The organism is Bacillus sp. MUM 116 (assembly GCF_001866655.1).
In the GTDB taxonomy this organism is placed as follows: Bacteria; Bacillota; Bacilli; order Bacillales; family Cytobacillaceae; genus Neobacillus.
Genome location: NZ_MLYR01000055.1, coordinates 25,140 through 40,683 on the forward strand (window position 1 = coordinate 25,140; position 15,544 = coordinate 40,683).

The 15,544-nt window shown below is 35.2% G+C and carries 17 protein-coding genes and 1 pseudogene; 9 read left to right on the forward strand and 9 right to left on the reverse strand.

From position 1 onward, the window contains the following. Positions 1-74 precede the first annotated feature (74 nt). From BIV60_RS14300 to BIV60_RS30970, 5 genes are all read left to right on the forward strand, one after another. Entirely contained in the window at positions 75-668 is a 594-nt protein-coding gene (locus BIV60_RS14300) for a xanthine phosphoribosyltransferase (RefSeq protein ID WP_071356415.1), read from the forward strand. Continuing rightward, positions 668-1,981: a nucleobase:cation symporter-2 family protein gene (locus BIV60_RS14305; RefSeq protein WP_071356416.1), complete on the forward strand. Its 1,314-nt coding sequence runs from the start codon at positions 668-670 to the stop codon at positions 1,979-1,981. Before BIV60_RS14300 ends, BIV60_RS14305 begins: the two co-directional genes overlap by 1 nt. Positions 1,982-2,068: 87 nt before the next feature. Beyond that, a complete protein-coding gene (locus BIV60_RS14310; protein ID WP_071356417.1) occupies positions 2,069-2,884 on the forward strand; it encodes a tyrosine-type recombinase/integrase in 816 nt (271 codons plus the stop codon). A gap of 16 nt (positions 2,885-2,900) precedes the next feature. Then, complete coding sequence (locus BIV60_RS30965; protein ID WP_371261537.1) at positions 2,901-3,074, forward strand: hypothetical protein; 174 nt, start codon at positions 2,901-2,903, stop codon at positions 3,072-3,074. A gap of 334 nt (positions 3,075-3,408) precedes the next feature. Next, on the forward strand, positions 3,409-3,624 hold the full coding sequence (locus BIV60_RS30970; RefSeq protein WP_071356418.1) for a helix-turn-helix transcriptional regulator: 216 nt from the start codon (positions 3,409-3,411) through the stop codon (positions 3,622-3,624). 52 nt (positions 3,625-3,676) lie between these two features. Here BIV60_RS30970 and BIV60_RS14320 read toward each other — a convergent pair whose 3' ends face one another. From BIV60_RS14320 to pdxR, 6 genes are all read right to left on the reverse strand, one after another. After that, positions 3,677-3,883 (reverse strand): helix-turn-helix domain-containing protein, encoded by a 207-nt coding sequence (locus tag BIV60_RS14320; protein WP_371261536.1) that lies wholly within the window; start codon positions 3,881-3,883, stop codon positions 3,677-3,679. 98 nt (positions 3,884-3,981) lie between these two features. Then, entirely contained in the window at positions 3,982-4,806 is an 825-nt protein-coding gene (locus tag BIV60_RS14325; protein ID WP_071356420.1) for an ATP-dependent DNA ligase, read from the reverse strand. Positions 4,807-5,172: 366 nt separating this feature from the next. Continuing rightward, positions 5,173-5,925 (reverse strand): hypothetical protein, encoded by a 753-nt coding sequence (locus BIV60_RS14330; protein WP_071356421.1) that lies wholly within the window; start codon positions 5,923-5,925, stop codon positions 5,173-5,175. Between the two features lie 193 nt (positions 5,926-6,118). After that, positions 6,119-6,946 (reverse strand): hypothetical protein, encoded by an 828-nt coding sequence (locus BIV60_RS14335; protein ID WP_071356422.1) that lies wholly within the window; start codon positions 6,944-6,946, stop codon positions 6,119-6,121. A 107-nt stretch (positions 6,947-7,053) separates the two neighbouring features. After that, entirely contained in the window at positions 7,054-7,272 is a 219-nt protein-coding gene (locus BIV60_RS14340) for a spore germination protein (protein ID WP_083402256.1), read from the reverse strand. A 106-nt stretch (positions 7,273-7,378) separates the two neighbouring features. Further along, the gene (pdxR, locus tag BIV60_RS14345) at positions 7,379-8,788 is read right to left on the reverse strand and encodes a MocR-like pyridoxine biosynthesis transcription factor PdxR (protein ID WP_071356423.1); all 1,410 of its coding nucleotides are present in this window, start codon (positions 8,786-8,788) and stop codon (positions 7,379-7,381) included. A gap of 107 nt (positions 8,789-8,895) precedes the next feature. Between pdxR and BIV60_RS14350 the strand changes: the two genes are divergently transcribed. The 3 genes and pseudogenes from BIV60_RS14350 to BIV60_RS14355 all read left to right on the forward strand — a co-directional run bounded on the left by BIV60_RS14350 (position 8,896) and on the right by BIV60_RS14355 (position 11,342). Further along, positions 8,896-9,447: a pyridoxamine 5'-phosphate oxidase family protein gene (locus BIV60_RS14350; RefSeq protein ID WP_177177310.1), complete on the forward strand. Its 552-nt coding sequence runs from the start codon at positions 8,896-8,898 to the stop codon at positions 9,445-9,447. Next, positions 9,431-9,658, forward strand: coding sequence for a CotY/CotZ family spore coat protein (locus tag BIV60_RS28475; protein ID WP_256218416.1), 228 nt, complete (start codon positions 9,431-9,433; stop codon positions 9,656-9,658). Before BIV60_RS14350 ends, BIV60_RS28475 begins: the two co-directional genes overlap by 17 nt. A 120-nt stretch (positions 9,659-9,778) precedes the next feature. Continuing rightward, a pseudogene (locus BIV60_RS14355) lies at positions 9,779-11,342 on the forward strand (ABC-F family ATP-binding cassette domain-containing protein). Positions 11,343-11,431: 89 nt separating this feature from the next. Here the strand turns inward: BIV60_RS14355 and BIV60_RS14360 are convergent. Beyond that, the gene (locus BIV60_RS14360; protein ID WP_071356424.1) at positions 11,432-12,064 is read right to left on the reverse strand and encodes a LysE family translocator; all 633 of its coding nucleotides are present in this window, start codon (positions 12,062-12,064) and stop codon (positions 11,432-11,434) included. Positions 12,065-12,342: 278 nt separating this feature from the next. On the opposite strand from BIV60_RS14360, the gene BIV60_RS14365 reads away from it, so the two are divergent. Beyond that, positions 12,343-13,512 (forward strand): MFS transporter, encoded by a 1,170-nt coding sequence (locus BIV60_RS14365; RefSeq protein WP_071356425.1) that lies wholly within the window; start codon positions 12,343-12,345, stop codon positions 13,510-13,512. 84 nt (positions 13,513-13,596) lie between these two features. Here BIV60_RS14365 and BIV60_RS14370 read toward each other — a convergent pair whose 3' ends face one another. Both BIV60_RS14370 and BIV60_RS14375 read right to left on the reverse strand, forming a co-directional pair. After that, positions 13,597-14,394, reverse strand: a complete 798-nt coding sequence (locus BIV60_RS14370) for a hypothetical protein (RefSeq protein WP_071356426.1) — start codon at positions 14,392-14,394, stop codon at positions 13,597-13,599. Between the two features lie 168 nt (positions 14,395-14,562). After that, positions 14,563-15,507 (reverse strand): LCP family protein, encoded by a 945-nt coding sequence (locus tag BIV60_RS14375; RefSeq protein ID WP_071356427.1) that lies wholly within the window; start codon positions 15,505-15,507, stop codon positions 14,563-14,565. Positions 15,508-15,544 lie beyond the last annotated feature (37 nt).

Consider the following 15,544-nt stretch of genomic DNA (forward strand, 5'->3'; position numbering starts at 1 on the left):
CAAAGGTCATTGCCTCACTCAACTTTTGATGTGAGCGGACCTTTGGGCTTTTAACATTTTAGGAGGTTTAACCGATGAAATTACTGGAAGAAAAAATTAAAGTGGATGGAAATGTCATCAATGAAAATGTTTTAAAAGTGGATTCTTTTTTGAATCATCAAATTGATCCAAATTTAATGAATGAAATCGGGAAAGAATTTGCATCGCTTTTTGCCAGTGAAGGAATCACGAAAATTGTAACCATTGAAACGTCAGGGATTGCTCCGGCTATTATGGCAGGATTGCATATGAATGTTCCGGTGGTGTTTGCGAAAAAAAGTAAATCCCTGACCTTGTTTGAAGCACTTTTGACAACTAGAGTGTATTCCTTTACCAAACAGGAATCCAATGATATTTCCATTTCAAAAAAATATATTTCCGAGGATGACCGAATCCTCATAATCGATGACTTCCTTGCAAACGGTGAGGCAGCACTTGGCTTAGTCAATTTAGTTGAGATGGCAAATGCAAAAGTAGCCGGAATTGGCATTGTCATTGAAAAATCCTTCCAGCCGGGAGCCCAAAAATTAAAGGATCTTGGTTTAAGGGTTGAATCATTAGCAAGAATTGCCAAGTTTTCAAACGGAGAAGTAATCTTCGTAAATGAAAAAGTTGAGGAGTTAGTCTAATGAAACAAAATTCATTTAAAATTGCTTCTTTAGGTATTCAACATGTATTGGCAATGTATGCAGGAGCAGTCATCGTTCCGTTAATCATCGGCAGTGCACTTCATTTTTCAGGTAAACAATTAGCTTATCTTGTTTCGCTCGATATTTTAACAAGTGGAATTGCTACATTGTTGCAGGTATGGCAGAATCGCTTTTTTGGAATTGGACTTCCGATTGTGCTTGGATGTACATTTACTGCGGTTGGACCAATTATCGCTATTGGCAGTCAGTATGGTCTATCTGCCGTTTATGGTTCCATTCTTATTTCTGGTCTTATTGTGATTTTGATTGCAAACTTTTTCGGAAAATTAATTCGCTTCTTCCCTCCAGTTGTAACTGGGTCGGTTGTCACGATTATTGGTCTCACCTTAATACCCGTTGCGATGAATAACGTTGCCGGTGGACAAGGGAGCCCTGATTTTGGCTCTGTTTCGAATCTTTCGCTTGCTTTCGGGACATTATTGTTCATTATTTTGCTTTACCGTTTCTCTAAAGGATTTATTCGTTCGATTTCGATTCTTTTAGGTTTGATTGCTGGTACGATTGCAGCTTCATTAATGGGAAAAGTAAACTTCACTGCTGTAGGAGAGGCTTCCTGGTTCCATATGGTAACTCCCTTACATTTTGCTGCCCCATCTTTTGAATTGGCGCCAATCATTACTATGACACTGGTAGCAATTGTTAGTCTGATTGAGTCATCCGGTGTATATTTTGCTTTAAGTGATATTACTGGAAGAAAATTAACGGAAAAGGATTTAGTCAAAGGGTATCGTGCTGAAGGTCTTGCAAGTATCCTAGGCGCTTTCTTTAATTCATTTCCATATACGACATATTCACAAAACGTTGGGCTTGTTCAATTTTCAGGTGTGAAAAGCAAAAAGGTCATCTATACAATGGCCGGAATCCTTGTTTTTCTTGGTTTTGTACCCAAAATCGCTGCGTTAACAACAGTGATTCCTACATCGGTTCTTGGCGGTGCGATGATTGCCATGTTCGGAATGGTGGTTTCTTCCGGAATCAAAATGCTTAGCAAAATCGACTTTAGTTCCCAGGAAAACCTATTGATTATTGCCTGTTCGGTCGGTATGGGCTTGGGTGTAACAGCAGTACCAGATTTATTTAAACATCTTCCAGATGGCATTAAAATTCTTACGAACAGTGGAATTGTTGCTGGAAGCTTAACGTCTATTTTCTTAAACCTTATCTTTAATGTTTTGAAGCCGGCAAAACAAAATCAAGTAGTTTCTCAAAGTGTTAAAGTAAAAGCTTCATAACGGTTTATATCCAACATATTTTCATTAAAAATACGTCGGAATGTCGCCTACATTTTCTTAACGAAAATTACAAATGAAAGTGACGAAATGAAAAGAAAACGTTTGACAAGTAGAGCTGCAAATGAAGAAAGCAACTCAGTAACATTTACTTTTGAACAGGCTTACGAATTCTTCTTGTCTTCTAAAAAGGCAGAAGGATTACGTAAGCCTACTTTAATTGGTTATAAAGAGCATTTTAACTTTTTTAAAAATTGGTTAAATGAATTTTATCCAGAAATTAAATCCGTTGATCAATTGACAGTACAGTTAGTTAGAATTTATGTCCATTACTTATGGGAAAAACATTTTAATTACAAAACAAAAGAATATGGATTATCTATTCAAACTACAAATGCTCGGTTAAGATTTCTAAAAACTTTTTATAACTTCTTATTTAAGGAAGAAATGACAAACATCAACTCTCCAGAACATGTGAAATTAATTAAAGATGATGAACGGATTTTCACCCCTCTTAATGAAGAGGAAATTCAAAAAATATTAAATGTCCCAGATACAAGTCAGTTTCCTCAATTTCGTGATAAATGCATCATGTATCTCCTTTATGACACGGGACTTCGAATAAAAGAAGCAATAAACTTATCAGTTGATGATATTGATTTAAGTGGAAGAAGAATTGTATTACCTGCTGAAAAAACTAAAGGCAGAAAATCAAGAATTATTCCGTTATCAGGCATAGTAATCAAGATGCTTATTGAACTAATAACAGAAAACCAAACACACTTTGACAGCAAGATGTTGTTTTTAAACTGGTATGGAGAGCAAATGGCTGAAGATACTTTTAGAAGGAATTTAAAGAGATACGTTAAAAAAGCTGGTATTAACAAAACCTTTCACTTGCCATGATTTTAGAAGGCAGTCAATAACTGAAATGTTAGCTTCAGGTGCATCTATGTTTGCTGTACAGGCTATTGTTGGACATAGCCAAATTTCCACGACTAAGAAGTACGTTCATTTTGATGAACAGATAATTAAAAATCAACATGAATTGTACAGCCCATTGGTAAAAGTAAAACGGCGTGGGAAATTAAGATAATTATTAAGAAAAGACGATACTTTATGTACCGTCTTTTCTCTTTCTTCATTTTTGACAATTGAAACCCACAAATACCTCCGTGAAAAAGATAGTAAATCCATCCTTGGCTAGTTTATTTTTTTAGGGTCTTTACTAAAACTAAAATTAGCGTTAGTCTTTTAATCCATGTCTTTACCTCTTTTTCTTCTATTTTATTATCCTCCCCAATACCCCCTTCTTGCTTACCGTTTGGTGGCGTTGCTTGGATTATATAGCATATTTTGTCCGGGCGTATATATAATACATAATGTGAATTTAGCACATAATGAAATTAGAAAATTTTGTAGGATAGATAATGTTAACGGCTAAAGAGTTAGAACAGCAATTGAATATATGCAGACAAACTCTATGGCGCTTGCGAAAGGAAGGTTTACCACATCATAAAGTTAGTTATAGGGTAATTCGTTATGATCAAGTTGAAGTGCTGGAATGGTTAGACGAGAATAGCTCGCTACTAAGTATGAAAGTCAATACTCAAATCCAGAAGTTACAAAAAAAGAGAGACATTTAGACACTCTTTAACTAACCCATTCCATGATACTTGGGATTCTAATCCTTTTTTACTAAATTCGAAGTATTCCTAATCTGACCAATTTACAAATAGCATGTACTCTTTCCTTTACACCAAGCTTTTGTATTACATTGCTAATGTGATTACGTACAGTTTTATCACTGATAAAAAGTAATTCAGCAATTTCCTTTGTGGTCTTATCCTGTACCAATAACTCGAATATTTCTTTTTCCCGTATAGTGAGAATTACATCTTCCATATTAAACATCTCCCTAATACTTATCTATTATAGAAGATGAAAATAAATTAAAATTGATTGGACAAACTCATACAAAAAGAGCGACCTATAGCCACTCTCTAACTATTCCATTCCACGAAACTTGGGATTCTTAGGAGTCCCTTTTCCGTTAAATTTCTATATTTAACTTTTAGTTTCAATTTTGGATCAAGATAAATAAATTTATCATTTTCTTCTATAATATAGTCCCTATACTGTTTATAAAATTCTTTACGATTTGGAGTAGGTATAAACTCCATTAATCCAGCATATTTACCATTCTCAAAGATTAGTAACAATCCAAACTCATCTTTCCTTAACCCTGAAATATAGACATCTTGATACTGATAATTTATCACTTTTATCCAATCGTTTGAACGCTTATTAATTTGATACTTGGAGTCTGATTTCTTTTGCACAATTCCCTCAAGCTGATGCTGCTTAATTAAATCAAAATATTGAACCCCATTACCTTCAACCCACTGGACTTTATTCAGTAATCTACTATCTTCAGGAATAATTTTTTTAAGTATTTCTTTTCGTTCAAGTAAATGTAAGTTGTTTACCTTAGCCCCGTTAAAATATATAATATCGAATACACTGTAAGAAATTTCATGCCCTGATTTCCTACTCATAAATCTTTCCATTACAGCTTCAAAATCAGGTTTCCCTTGATTGTCAGTAACTATAATCTCTCCATCCAAAACAGTGCCATCTGGTACAGGAAGGTTTATTAATTCGGGAAACTTAGATGTAATTTCGTTATTATGACGAGTATAGATTTTTACTTTATTATTAAATTTCGTCCATATGGTACGGAACCCATCAAGTTTTAATTCTGTTATATAGTTATCATCGTCAAATGGATGATCAATTTTGTGTAGTAGCATTGGTGAGACAAACATTTAAAACACCTCATGATAAATTGTACCATGAGAACTTTTCAAGATTTGGTGGTAATAAAATGTAAATCATTTACCATTTGGGTGGGAATAATATAAGTTGGAAACCATCCTTAACCGTATTGGTTGCAGGTGGTTTTGGTTAAGGATGGATTTTTAAAGTAGGAACCAAGGTTTAGGTAACCCAGCTAAGAATAATATTGATTATATTTTCCAAAAAATATACATTCAAAAAAGAGTGGCATTTTCAGCAATTATGACAATAACTTTTGCTTTTTCTTGTAAAACAATTTTTCAATTATATATAACCCTTTCATTAAAATAAAAAACTACCCATCGAATATGACGGGTAGAATAATTAAAAATTAATCATTTCGGATAGTAAGCGACTGTTGCGTTTGTTGTTGATTTTTGATCATCAACTATTAAGAGTATAATTCTAGAATTTAAATTCCACATGTAACGTAAGGTATCAATGTCATTTGTTGAGAAATCACCTTCCGGTAGGCTTTCTGCTTTTTTTACTTCGTATGCAATGTCATCAATAAGATAGCCCATTTCATTCCAAGTTTGATAATCCTCATTTAAATCTAGCTTATAATATACCATTCTCAATTCATTACCAGAAAAATAATAAACCAACTTTGCATCATAACCATATCTTTTTGTTTTATAAATAAGAAATTCTTTATCTTGAGTAATTAACTTTGCCATTTCAATCTTTTTAACGTCACTTTTGGAATCTCCCCAATAAAACCCCCTAGCAGCATAAGAATAATCTGCTTTTACTTCTTTAATTATACTATCTGGAACTTTTGTATATTTAATTGTTTTTGAATTAGTTTTAATAAAATGCCCCGAACCGATATGGTAACTTTTGTAGGAGTTATTAGTTCCATAAACACGATAAACGCTTTTAGCCTTCGCTTTTTTATAATAAACAAGTTTGTTATTTTTAACCATATAAATATCTGTTGGTTTTATTACATCAATTTTACCTACTTGCCATCTCTCAACTTTCATGTTTCCCCAGTTTACTTTTTTCGCAAATGCACTTTGTGGTGAAGAAAGTATTGAAACAAACAATACAAGCATTAAAATATACGATACTACTTTTTTCATTTAATCCCCTCTTAATTATGTATAGCTAAATATTACCATATAGATAGGAAGTTTGTATTATTTTTTCTAAATGTTTAAAATAATCCAATATAGGGAATTACCCCTTACTTTACAATACTTCAAAAAAAGAATGACAATTTCAGCCGCTAAAAAATAAAAAACCCGATGCCAAGGCACCGAGTTAAAAGTATTTTTATTTTTCTTTTGTATATGCTCTAATTTCAACATCAGCATAATTATCAGTCATTCTAATTACTTTAATGATAAAAGTTTCCACATGGTCTTCATTAAACAATGAACTATACCATTCTTGTGTTGCTACAATATTGTCTCCAGGTGATATGGCTAAATCTTTACTAATGGAGTAATTATCAATTTCATAACTTGCTTTTATATTTTCAAGTTTCAACCCATTAGATTTATCATAGTGAAAATCAAAATATTCATTCGAATTAGAATTAAGCTTAACTGTTATTTTACTTACATCATTTCCTTCAGGTGAATAGTTAATTCTAAATGGCTTTGGACCATAAAAAAGCTTTCCACCCACTGGTGCGTATTCGTTAACATTTGGCGAATTGGAATACGTGATCCATTGATTTCCCTTTTTTGTTTTTGTGTTTACTAAATACCATACCCTTCCAACTTGTGACCACTTATTAGAGATTGTGCCTGCTTTCTGTGTTGTATCTAAAACCTTATGTCTTAATGAAGTTTTGTTCTTTATATATAACTCATCATTTTGTAGTGAGAAGTTGCTTTTTTGGCTACTTTTAAATTGAACCCATTTCCAACCGATTTCTGTATTAATATAAAACCAAACTTCTTTAACTTCAAAATAATTCTTACTTATGTTTCCTTCAGAAAGTCTACTTGTAGGTGACTTATAAAAATTTTTCTTTGAAACCCATATATTGTATGTAGGTTGTGTAGATGCAGCATGATCAATTCTAGAAAAACTCGGTACTAAGATTACAAGCAAACAGGTAATAGCCAAAAATGAAACAATTTTTTTAAACATTCCCTCACTCCCCTTTATTTAGTTCAATAGTATTATACATTGGTAGGATAATAGCCTCAAGATATATTTACCAATATTTGAATGTAAAAATAGGGACGATGCATTTATTAAAGCATCGTCCTTATTGCATTTAAAATCTCAGAAATGGTCTGTTGATTGGCAGAACTTAAACCTGAGTTGGTGGTAACAGATGATCCCGTGTTGCCGTCGCCTGAACCAGTGATTGTCTTTGTTATGGAGATCGGTGCAATAGTGACCGCTCCGCCAAAATTGACAATTCCTCCCGATACCGTTCCGATAGTAGGACCGTCTTTATGAATGGTCAATCGACCGCTCCTCCTTCCTATCGATATACCATAGTATATGGACAGGAAGGAGGGATTGTGGATTGTTTAAACTCTATCCAATTGTTTTTAAAAAAGAGAATAATGGTTAATATTTCTTCAAAGCAATGGCCAATTTTTGAATACCGGCTTGAATGTCTGCTTCTGATAATCCTCCAAACCCGATGATTATAGGCTGATTGGAACCTGAGGTTTTCTGATACCAGTACGGTTCTGTCAAATAAATCTTTACTCCCAATTTTTCCGCCTGCTTTACTAGATTTATAGGATCATTTTTATTAAAATTTAGTAATAAATGTAGTCCCGCCTTTTGCCCAATTACTTGGACATCCTCTCCCAAAAATTTTCGGATTGCCTCCAGCAGCACTTTTTGTTTCGATTGATAAATTTTTCTCATCTTTCGAATATGCCGGTTAAAATGACCATTCTTCATTAACTGGAAAAGTGCTTCCTGAATGAAGGGTGAAACGGCCTGATTGTAAAAATTAAATTCAGATTGAAATCGTTCCAGTAATTTTTCGGGTAATACAAGATAACTTACACGGGCTGCAGGAAGGAATGCCTTTGAAAAGGTTCCAAGATAAATGACGTTACCATTTGTATCTAGTGATTTTAAAGATGGGATCGGCTGCCCCTGATAACGGAACTCTCCATCATAATCATCTTCAATAATATAGCTGGAATTTTCCTCTGCCCATTGTAATAGCTTGATTCTCTTCTGAATTGGCAAGACCATTCCCATTGGAAACTGATGTGAAGGGGTTACATACGCACATCGGGCAGAACTATTCTCAAGCTCTTCTATGCAAATTCCATCCTCCTTAAGCGAAACAGGTTTTATTTTACATTGTTGACTTTCAAAGACATGGCGAACCCCATCATATCCGGGATTCTCCAATGCAACCCTGTTATTTCTTAAGGATAGCAACTGGCATAACAGTTGGGTGGCTATTTGCGTTCCTGCGGTGAGAACTATTTGGTCCGGGGAACATTGTACTCCCCTGGCTTGAAAAAGATATTGTACAATTTCATTTCTTAGTCCGAGATGTCCTTTCTTGTTGCCATATGAGAATACTTCTTGGCTTGGAATTTCCAATGCATCGACTAAACATTTCTTCCAAGTCTTATGAGGAAAATGTTCTAAATCAATATCGCCATAGTGGAAATCAATAAACTTCTTTTCTATTTTTTCATCTTTTTGGTATTTTAATGTAGTTCGAGAAATATTTTCTCCAATGGGGAATTGATAATCGTCCAATTTAAGAACAAATAATCCTTTCTTTTCCCTACCTTCAATATAACCTTCTGCCACAAGCTGCTGATAAGCAAGTTCAACTGTATTTTTACTTACATTTGTTGATTGAGAAAGCTGCCTGATGGATGGAAGTTTTGTCCCGGCAGAGAGCTCTCCATTTTCTATTTTTTCTCGAAAATACTGATAAATTTGTAAATAAATAGGATTCAGATCTTCCTTTTTAATAAATGGTGTTAAGCACACGTTTCTCGCCTCTTCTGTCCCTATAAAATTATGGAAATCTGTCACTTTTAACAAGGACAATTCATTTTTAAAATGAGTATAACACGAAAATATAAGGAGAGATAGAGATGATACCAATCAGACAAAAAGGGTTAGAATGTAAGGATCAGGAAAAAATTCATTTATTTTTAGAACAAGAAAAAACCGGATTTTTAGGATTGGCTGATGGTAAAATGCCATATGTGATTCCACTTAATTATGTTTGGATGGATGGGACCATTTATTTTCATGGAGCAGCTGAAGGAAGAAAGGTTCATATCATTGCGGAAAATGCAACTGCCTGCTTTACGGTAAGTGCGAATCAGGGAACACTAACCCACCCTGTTCCCGCAAAAACTGACACAGCTTATATGAGTGTAATTGTTTTTGGTGAGGCAGAATTAGTTGTGGATCTAGATGAAGCAGTCAGGGCCATGCAAAAAATGCTTGATAAATATGTGCCGGGATATTATGAGAAGGCCCTTTCAAGTTCACATGTGGACAAATACCGTTCTTCGCTTGGGAGCCGTACAGCTGTCTATAAAATAATACCAAATGAAATAAGTGCAAAAGAAAATCCGATTCAGCTAGAAAAACTTTTCTATAATGGCAAAACACAGCAACATGACGCGGCTCAATAAATTTAAGTATATTTATAGAGGTGCAGGCTGCCTATATTATTGGCAGTCTGTTTTTTATAGATTGATTCACCCATTAGACAAACCGATTTGTTCCCCCTGCTCCCAATTGAATTATGAAAATATCGATGATTTAATGTCTACAGGCGTCTGCATTAATGTTGATGTTTCCGGCTTTAATGCCATCCAATGCCTTCCTTCCGTTTGCTTATAAAAGCATAAAAAAAGTATAAATTCCAATGAATTTTATCCGCTAAAATCTAGTCGAATTCTCGAAAATTGAGTATGATCGTATAATGTATTGAATCTTAACAAAGCGAGGATTCCGATTAAAATGAGCTTATTGAATGTTGAAAATTTATCCCATACATTTGGAGACCGAACTTTATTTAAAGATGTTTCCTTTCGATTATTAGCAGAAGACCATGTTGGACTTGTCGGCGCGAATGGTGTCGGTAAATCCACGTTAATGAATATTATTACAGGACAATTGATTCACGATAGCGGCCGTGTAGAGTGGACTCCTGGTGTTCATTATGGCTATTTAGATCAGCATACAGTGCTGACACCTGGCAAAACAATGCGTGATGTATTGCGTGATGCATTCTTGCCTCTTTTTGAAAAAGAAAAAGAAAATGAATTAAATGAAGTAACAGCGCAAATGGCAGATGCCACACCTGAAGAACTTGAAGTTCTATTGGAAAAAATGGGTGAAATCCAAGATGCCCTGGATGCGAGCGAATTTTATTCCTCGGATATTAAAATTGAAGAGGCAGCAAGAGGACTGGGACTGGATGCAATTGGTTTAGATCGTGATGTCGCTGCATTAAGTGGTGGACAGCGTACAAAGGTTTTACTTGCAAAACTTCTTTTGGAGCAGCCTAAAGTTCTTTTACTTGACGAGCCTACCAACTATTTGGATGTTGAGCATATTCGTTGGTTAACCTCCTATTTAAAGGGGATTATCCATACGCATTTATTCTTATATCCCATGATACGGAGTTTATGAATCCAGTATCAAATGTTATTTTTCAATTGGAATTTTCCAAGATTACACGCTACACTGCAAGCTATGAAAAATTTCTTGAATTGGCGGAAATTAATAAAAATCAACATATTAATGCCTATGAAAAGCAGCAAGATTTTATTAAAAAGCAAGAAGATTTTATTGCGAGAAATAAGGCGCGCTACTCCACTACTGGCCGGGCAAAAAGCCGTCAAAAGCAATTGGACCGCATGGAGCGAATTGACCGACCGGAAACCGCAATGAAACCTACTTTTGAATTTAAGGAATCACGGAGCTGCAGCCGCTATGTGTTTGAAGCAAATGATTTAGAAATTGGCTATTCCCACCCGCTTCTGCCGAAAATGAATATGACTCTTGAACGCGGTGAAAAAGTGGCGATTATTGGTTGTAACGGTGTTGGAAAATCCACCTTGCTTAAAACAATGCTTGGAAAGATAAATCCTCTTGCCGGCAATGTGGAACTCGGGGATTTCCTCTTCCCTTCTTACTTTGAACAGGAAGTAAAGGCAGGAAATATTACACCAATTGACGATGTTTAGAACGCGTTCCCTTCGATAGATCAGCATCAAGTTCGTGCAGCTCTTGCCCGCTGCGGTTTAAAAAATGAGCATATTTCCCGCCCGATGAACCAATTAAGTGGTGGTGAGCAGGCAAAAGTCCGCTTTTGTAAGCTGATGATGAATGAAAGTAACTGGATTTTATTTGACGAGCCGACGAATCACTGGATGTAGTCGCTAAGGAAGAATTAAAGCGTGCATTAAAAGCCTATAAAGGAACAGTTGTTCTTGTTTGCCACGAACCAGATTTTTACGAGGAATGGGTCACGAAGGTTTGGAATGTCGAAGAGTGGTCACAAAAACAAACAGTATAAGAAAAGCGTAGGCGCCGGAGCTGGACCATTCTCAAAGCAATTTATAAATTCTTAGACTATATGAAAAAGCAGCGGAAGTCCGCTGCTTTTTAGTTTGCTTTTTCGAAAGCTAATTTTAATCCGAATACTATTAAAACGAGTCCAGTTATACCTTCCATGGCCCTGTTGATGGAAGGTCTTTTAATAAATGCACTAATTTGATTAATTAACGAAATATAAAATAAGAACCAGATAATAGTTAAAATGGTATAGGTAATTCCCATTAAAAGAAATGGAATAAATGTAGTGCTGTTCACCTCGACAAACTGAGGTAAAAAAGTTAAGAAAAATACCGCAACTTTTGGATTTAATAAGTTCGTTAAAAATCCCTGTTTAAAACAAGACTTTCCTTGATAGTTATTTTTCGGAAGGATTTCGTTCTCTACTAAGTTTTTATTATTTTTTAATGACCAGAGAGTTTTTACACCTAAGTAAAACAAATAAATCGCGCCAACAAACTTAAAAATTGAAAAGACCATGGCAGATTTTACAATGATTGCTGACAGCCCGACCACAGCAGCTGTTGTATGAATCATCAGAGCACAGCAGGTGCCAAATACAGTTTTTAATCCCCCGTTTTTACCAATAGTAAGCGTGTTTTTTGTTGCAATGGCCGTATCAGGACCCGGCAAGATAATTAGTACAATACACATAATAATAAATAGATAAAAATTATGAATCAACTTTCTCCCCTCTTTCAGTTAGCATAGTGATGAACTACGCTTTCAATATGCTAGCAATCGCTAACAAGCTGATACCTACTTTATTTACATTTCCATCATCCCCATATCCATTTTTGTATGGTAATCATAACAAACTTTTGCATAATTATGAATTGTTATTTTCGGAAATAGACTATTGCAGCTTCGAAAGACATTGAAAAACATGTATTAAATTGCTAATAGAGCTGCGTTCCTTTATCCTTAGAGTAGATATTTTCAAACAGAAATGAGTTGATTTTTTGCAAACAAAAAGTGCTTTGCCGATTTTATTTTTTGTTATGTTTTTAGTGATGATTGGTTTCGGAATCATCATCCCTGTCCTCCCGTTTTACGTTGAACAAATCGGGGCTACGCCTACAGAACTGGGACTTTTAATGGCGGTTTATTCCTTCATGCAACTGATTTTTGCCCCCATCTGGGGACGGATCTCAGATCGGTTCGGCCGTAAACCGGTAATGATGATTGGAATTGCGGGTCTTGGGATTTCTTTTTTAATCCAGGGGCTGTCGACGCAATTATGGATGCTGTTTGCAGCAAGAATTCTTGGCGGTATGCTCTCTTCTGCCAATATGCCCACCGCAATGGCCTATGTCGCTGATATCACAACAGCAGAAAATCGCGGTAAAGGAATGGGGATTATTGGAGCTGCAACAGGTCTTGGCTTTGTTTTTGGACCGGCGGTTGGTGGGATTTTTTCAAAAATAAGCTTAGGACTTCCATTTTTGCTTGCCAGTGGTTCTTCCTTTATTACCTTAATCCTTGTATTTTTATTACTAAAAGAATCATCAAAGAAGAAATCGGTTGAAAAAAGACCATCCTTGTTTCAGGCTTTTAGTGGTCCAACATCCATTTTATTTGTTATGCAATTATTGATTTCTTTATCACTTTCAGGTTTAGAAGCAACTTTTGCTTATTTCGCTGCCAAAAAGGCAGGTATGGATACAAGAGAACTTGGGTATGTATTTATGATTATGGGGTTCGCTAGCGCTATGATTCAGGGCGGATTGGTTGGCAGGTTAACGAAAAAATATGGAGAAAGGGTAGTTATTCAAGGAGGCATCCTCCTCTCGGGGATTGGCTTTGGACTCATTTTACTGGTACATAGTTTTCTAACGGCAGCTATTTATTTAACGATTTTTGGAATTGGAAATGGTGTGATACGTCCAAGTGTTTCCTCACTACTAACAAAATCTTCCTCAGCCGGGCATGGTAGTTTGACGGGTTTGCTGTCCTCCTTTGATTCATTAGGCAGGATAGTCGGTCCACCACTTGGTGGTTGGTTATTTTCAATTACCGTTGGCATGCCCTATATTTCAGGAGCTGTCATCTCAGTGTTGGCCTTGATTCTCTTCCAAGTCTACCGCCCAGCAATTAAATTAAGAAATACAACTAATAAAGCAGGAATCTAAAGAGGTTCCTGCTTTTCTAGTTCTTTGATTATGATTTAAGTTAAAAAAAATCAAGGGAAAGAAATTTTATAGAAATCAGAATGGCTATTTTTTAAATTGGGTAAAAAATAATAATTCATTTCGGAACTTGTCTAAAAATTCTTCGAAAGAGGATTGGATTAATTGAGGAAATAGCGTTTCGAGTGATTCTTTATATTCCTGGCCTAATGCTTCCCGCAAATAGATAAAGTTATGAAATAATAGTGCTTTTTCAAAATCAATCCCTAATTCATATAAGCCGATCGATAATTCATCTTTTGGTATTTGTTTAATTTTTTTGTAAACTTTTTCGTTTTTTTCTATTAGCTTTTTATTTAGATAATAGATGACATAATCTGTATAAATCATTTGACCAATATCATTTGTTTCTTTATTTGAATGATTAAAACCAATAACATGGTTTTCCTTACTTTCACGGATGATATAGGTTTTATTTCCTTTTAAATGAGTAATAAAATTTTTTACGCGCTTATCAAAAATTTTATCAAATTCAATAATTTGTTGAAGTTTTACAGCAAAATCCCGATGTTCTTCCCCAACTACAAATAGGCGGTCGACAATGGGTAACAGGTTCAACACCCCTTCTGATAGCTGACTAGATGCATCGTAAATGATAATGTCGAATTCCTTTTTCATTTCTTTAATTTTTCGCTTTTTTTCTGTTAGAGATAATTTTGAGAATTCATGAATTAACTCATTTGAATTTTCTTCTTTTTCTAAAGTTCCATATGAAATAAATGCAGCAGATAGCGTAGTGTTCGTTTTTAGCCATTGATAAACGGATAATGACAATTCCGTTACACCTGATTTTGCTTTTGGAGAATAGAAACCGACCAAGTACAATTCCTTTCACCTGCCTTATATTACAAGTATTTGCATGAGCTGGATTTCCTTTCAACACTTATTAATATAGTGTACAGTTTTGTCCAGCCTGCTGAAACGGCGCTTTCACTAGGTTCTTATCTACAAAAAAAGCTAACCGAATAAATCGATTAGCTTTTTTCATGGTTATTAGCTGTTAGTAGTTGGGCCTAAAAATTTTTCGATTGCGGCCTTATTTTCATCGAGATTAATACTTAGCACATCTCCTACATTATCAAATCGTTCATTAGTGAAGGAACCATCGACTGGGACGCGAAGTGTTTGTATGTTAGAGGATTGATTCGTAATCAAATCCTTCCCCAAAGAAAATAAAGTGGATGAATCGATATTGGTTTCAATGTAAGGATTGATAACTCCTAATAGCTTAGGAATCTTGACAATACTTCCCATACTTAATGCCTGATCCTCCAATTTAGCGATAACCTCTTGCTGCCTCTCTACCCGGCCGAAGTCACTTTGGTTATCATGTCTAAACCGGACATATCCTAATAACTTATCCCCATGCAGCGTTTGCTTCCCAGGGTTTAACGTTATTCCAATTCCATACTTCATTTGATGCGGAACATCCACTTCAATTCCATCAGGTGCGATAACATCTACCACCTTGGAAAATCCTTTAAAATCGACCATGGCAAAATAATTTACATCAATATTAAAATTTTCCTCAATGGTTTGTCGTAAAAGCTCCGGCCCACCAAAGGCATAGGCTGCATTTATTTTTTGCTTTCCGTGACCTGGTATATCCACATATGTATCTCGCATAATCGAAATTAATTTTGCTTGATGAGAATTTTGATCATAGTGGGCAATCATAATCGAATCTGTTCTTGAATGCTTCTCACCTCGTGAATCGCTTCCTAAAAGAAGAACATTGATTTTTCCAAACTTTACTTCCGTTCCTTTAAACGTGTCAGCCTGTTTGTTATTCGTTATGTTACTTCCAGCCTCTGCAATCGAAATCCCTTGCTTATATTGATAAAATGAATAAGTGCCGATAAAAATAATCATCAATATAAAAAACAGTCCAAATACTCTTTTCCAACGTACTTTCCTTCTTCTACTTACCTTTTCCATCTCGTACCTCCGGTTTGTAAATGCCAAGTTAACAAAA

Bases quoted from the DNA above. Each gene is read 5' to 3' on its own strand.
- BIV60_RS14350 (WP_177177310.1), top strand. From the start codon at position 8,896: ATGATACCAATCAGACAAAAAGGGTTAGAATGTAAGGATCAGGAAAAA.
- BIV60_RS14375 (WP_071356427.1), bottom strand. From the start codon at position 15,507: ATGGAAAAGGTAAGTAGAAGAAGGAAAGTACGTTGGAAAAGAGTATTT.
- BIV60_RS14330 (WP_071356421.1), bottom strand. From the start codon at position 5,925: ATGAAAAAAGTAGTATCGTATATTTTAATGCTTGTATTGTTTGTTTCA.
- BIV60_RS14310 (WP_071356417.1), top strand. From the start codon at position 2,069: ATGAAAAGAAAACGTTTGACAAGTAGAGCTGCAAATGAAGAAAGCAAC.
- BIV60_RS14305 (WP_071356416.1), top strand. From the start codon at position 668: ATGAAACAAAATTCATTTAAAATTGCTTCTTTAGGTATTCAACATGTA.
- BIV60_RS14325 (WP_071356420.1), bottom strand. From the start codon at position 4,806: ATGTTTGTCTCACCAATGCTACTACACAAAATTGATCATCCATTTGAC.
- BIV60_RS30970 (WP_071356418.1), top strand. From the start codon at position 3,409: ATGTTAACGGCTAAAGAGTTAGAACAGCAATTGAATATATGCAGACAA.
- BIV60_RS14300 (WP_071356415.1), top strand. From the start codon at position 75: ATGAAATTACTGGAAGAAAAAATTAAAGTGGATGGAAATGTCATCAAT.
- BIV60_RS28475 (WP_256218416.1), top strand. From the start codon at position 9,431: ATGACGCGGCTCAATAAATTTAAGTATATTTATAGAGGTGCAGGCTGC.
- BIV60_RS14335 (WP_071356422.1), bottom strand. From the start codon at position 6,946: ATGTTTAAAAAAATTGTTTCATTTTTGGCTATTACCTGTTTGCTTGTA.
- BIV60_RS14320 (WP_371261536.1), bottom strand. From the start codon at position 3,883: ATGGAAGATGTAATTCTCACTATACGGGAAAAAGAAATATTCGAGTTA.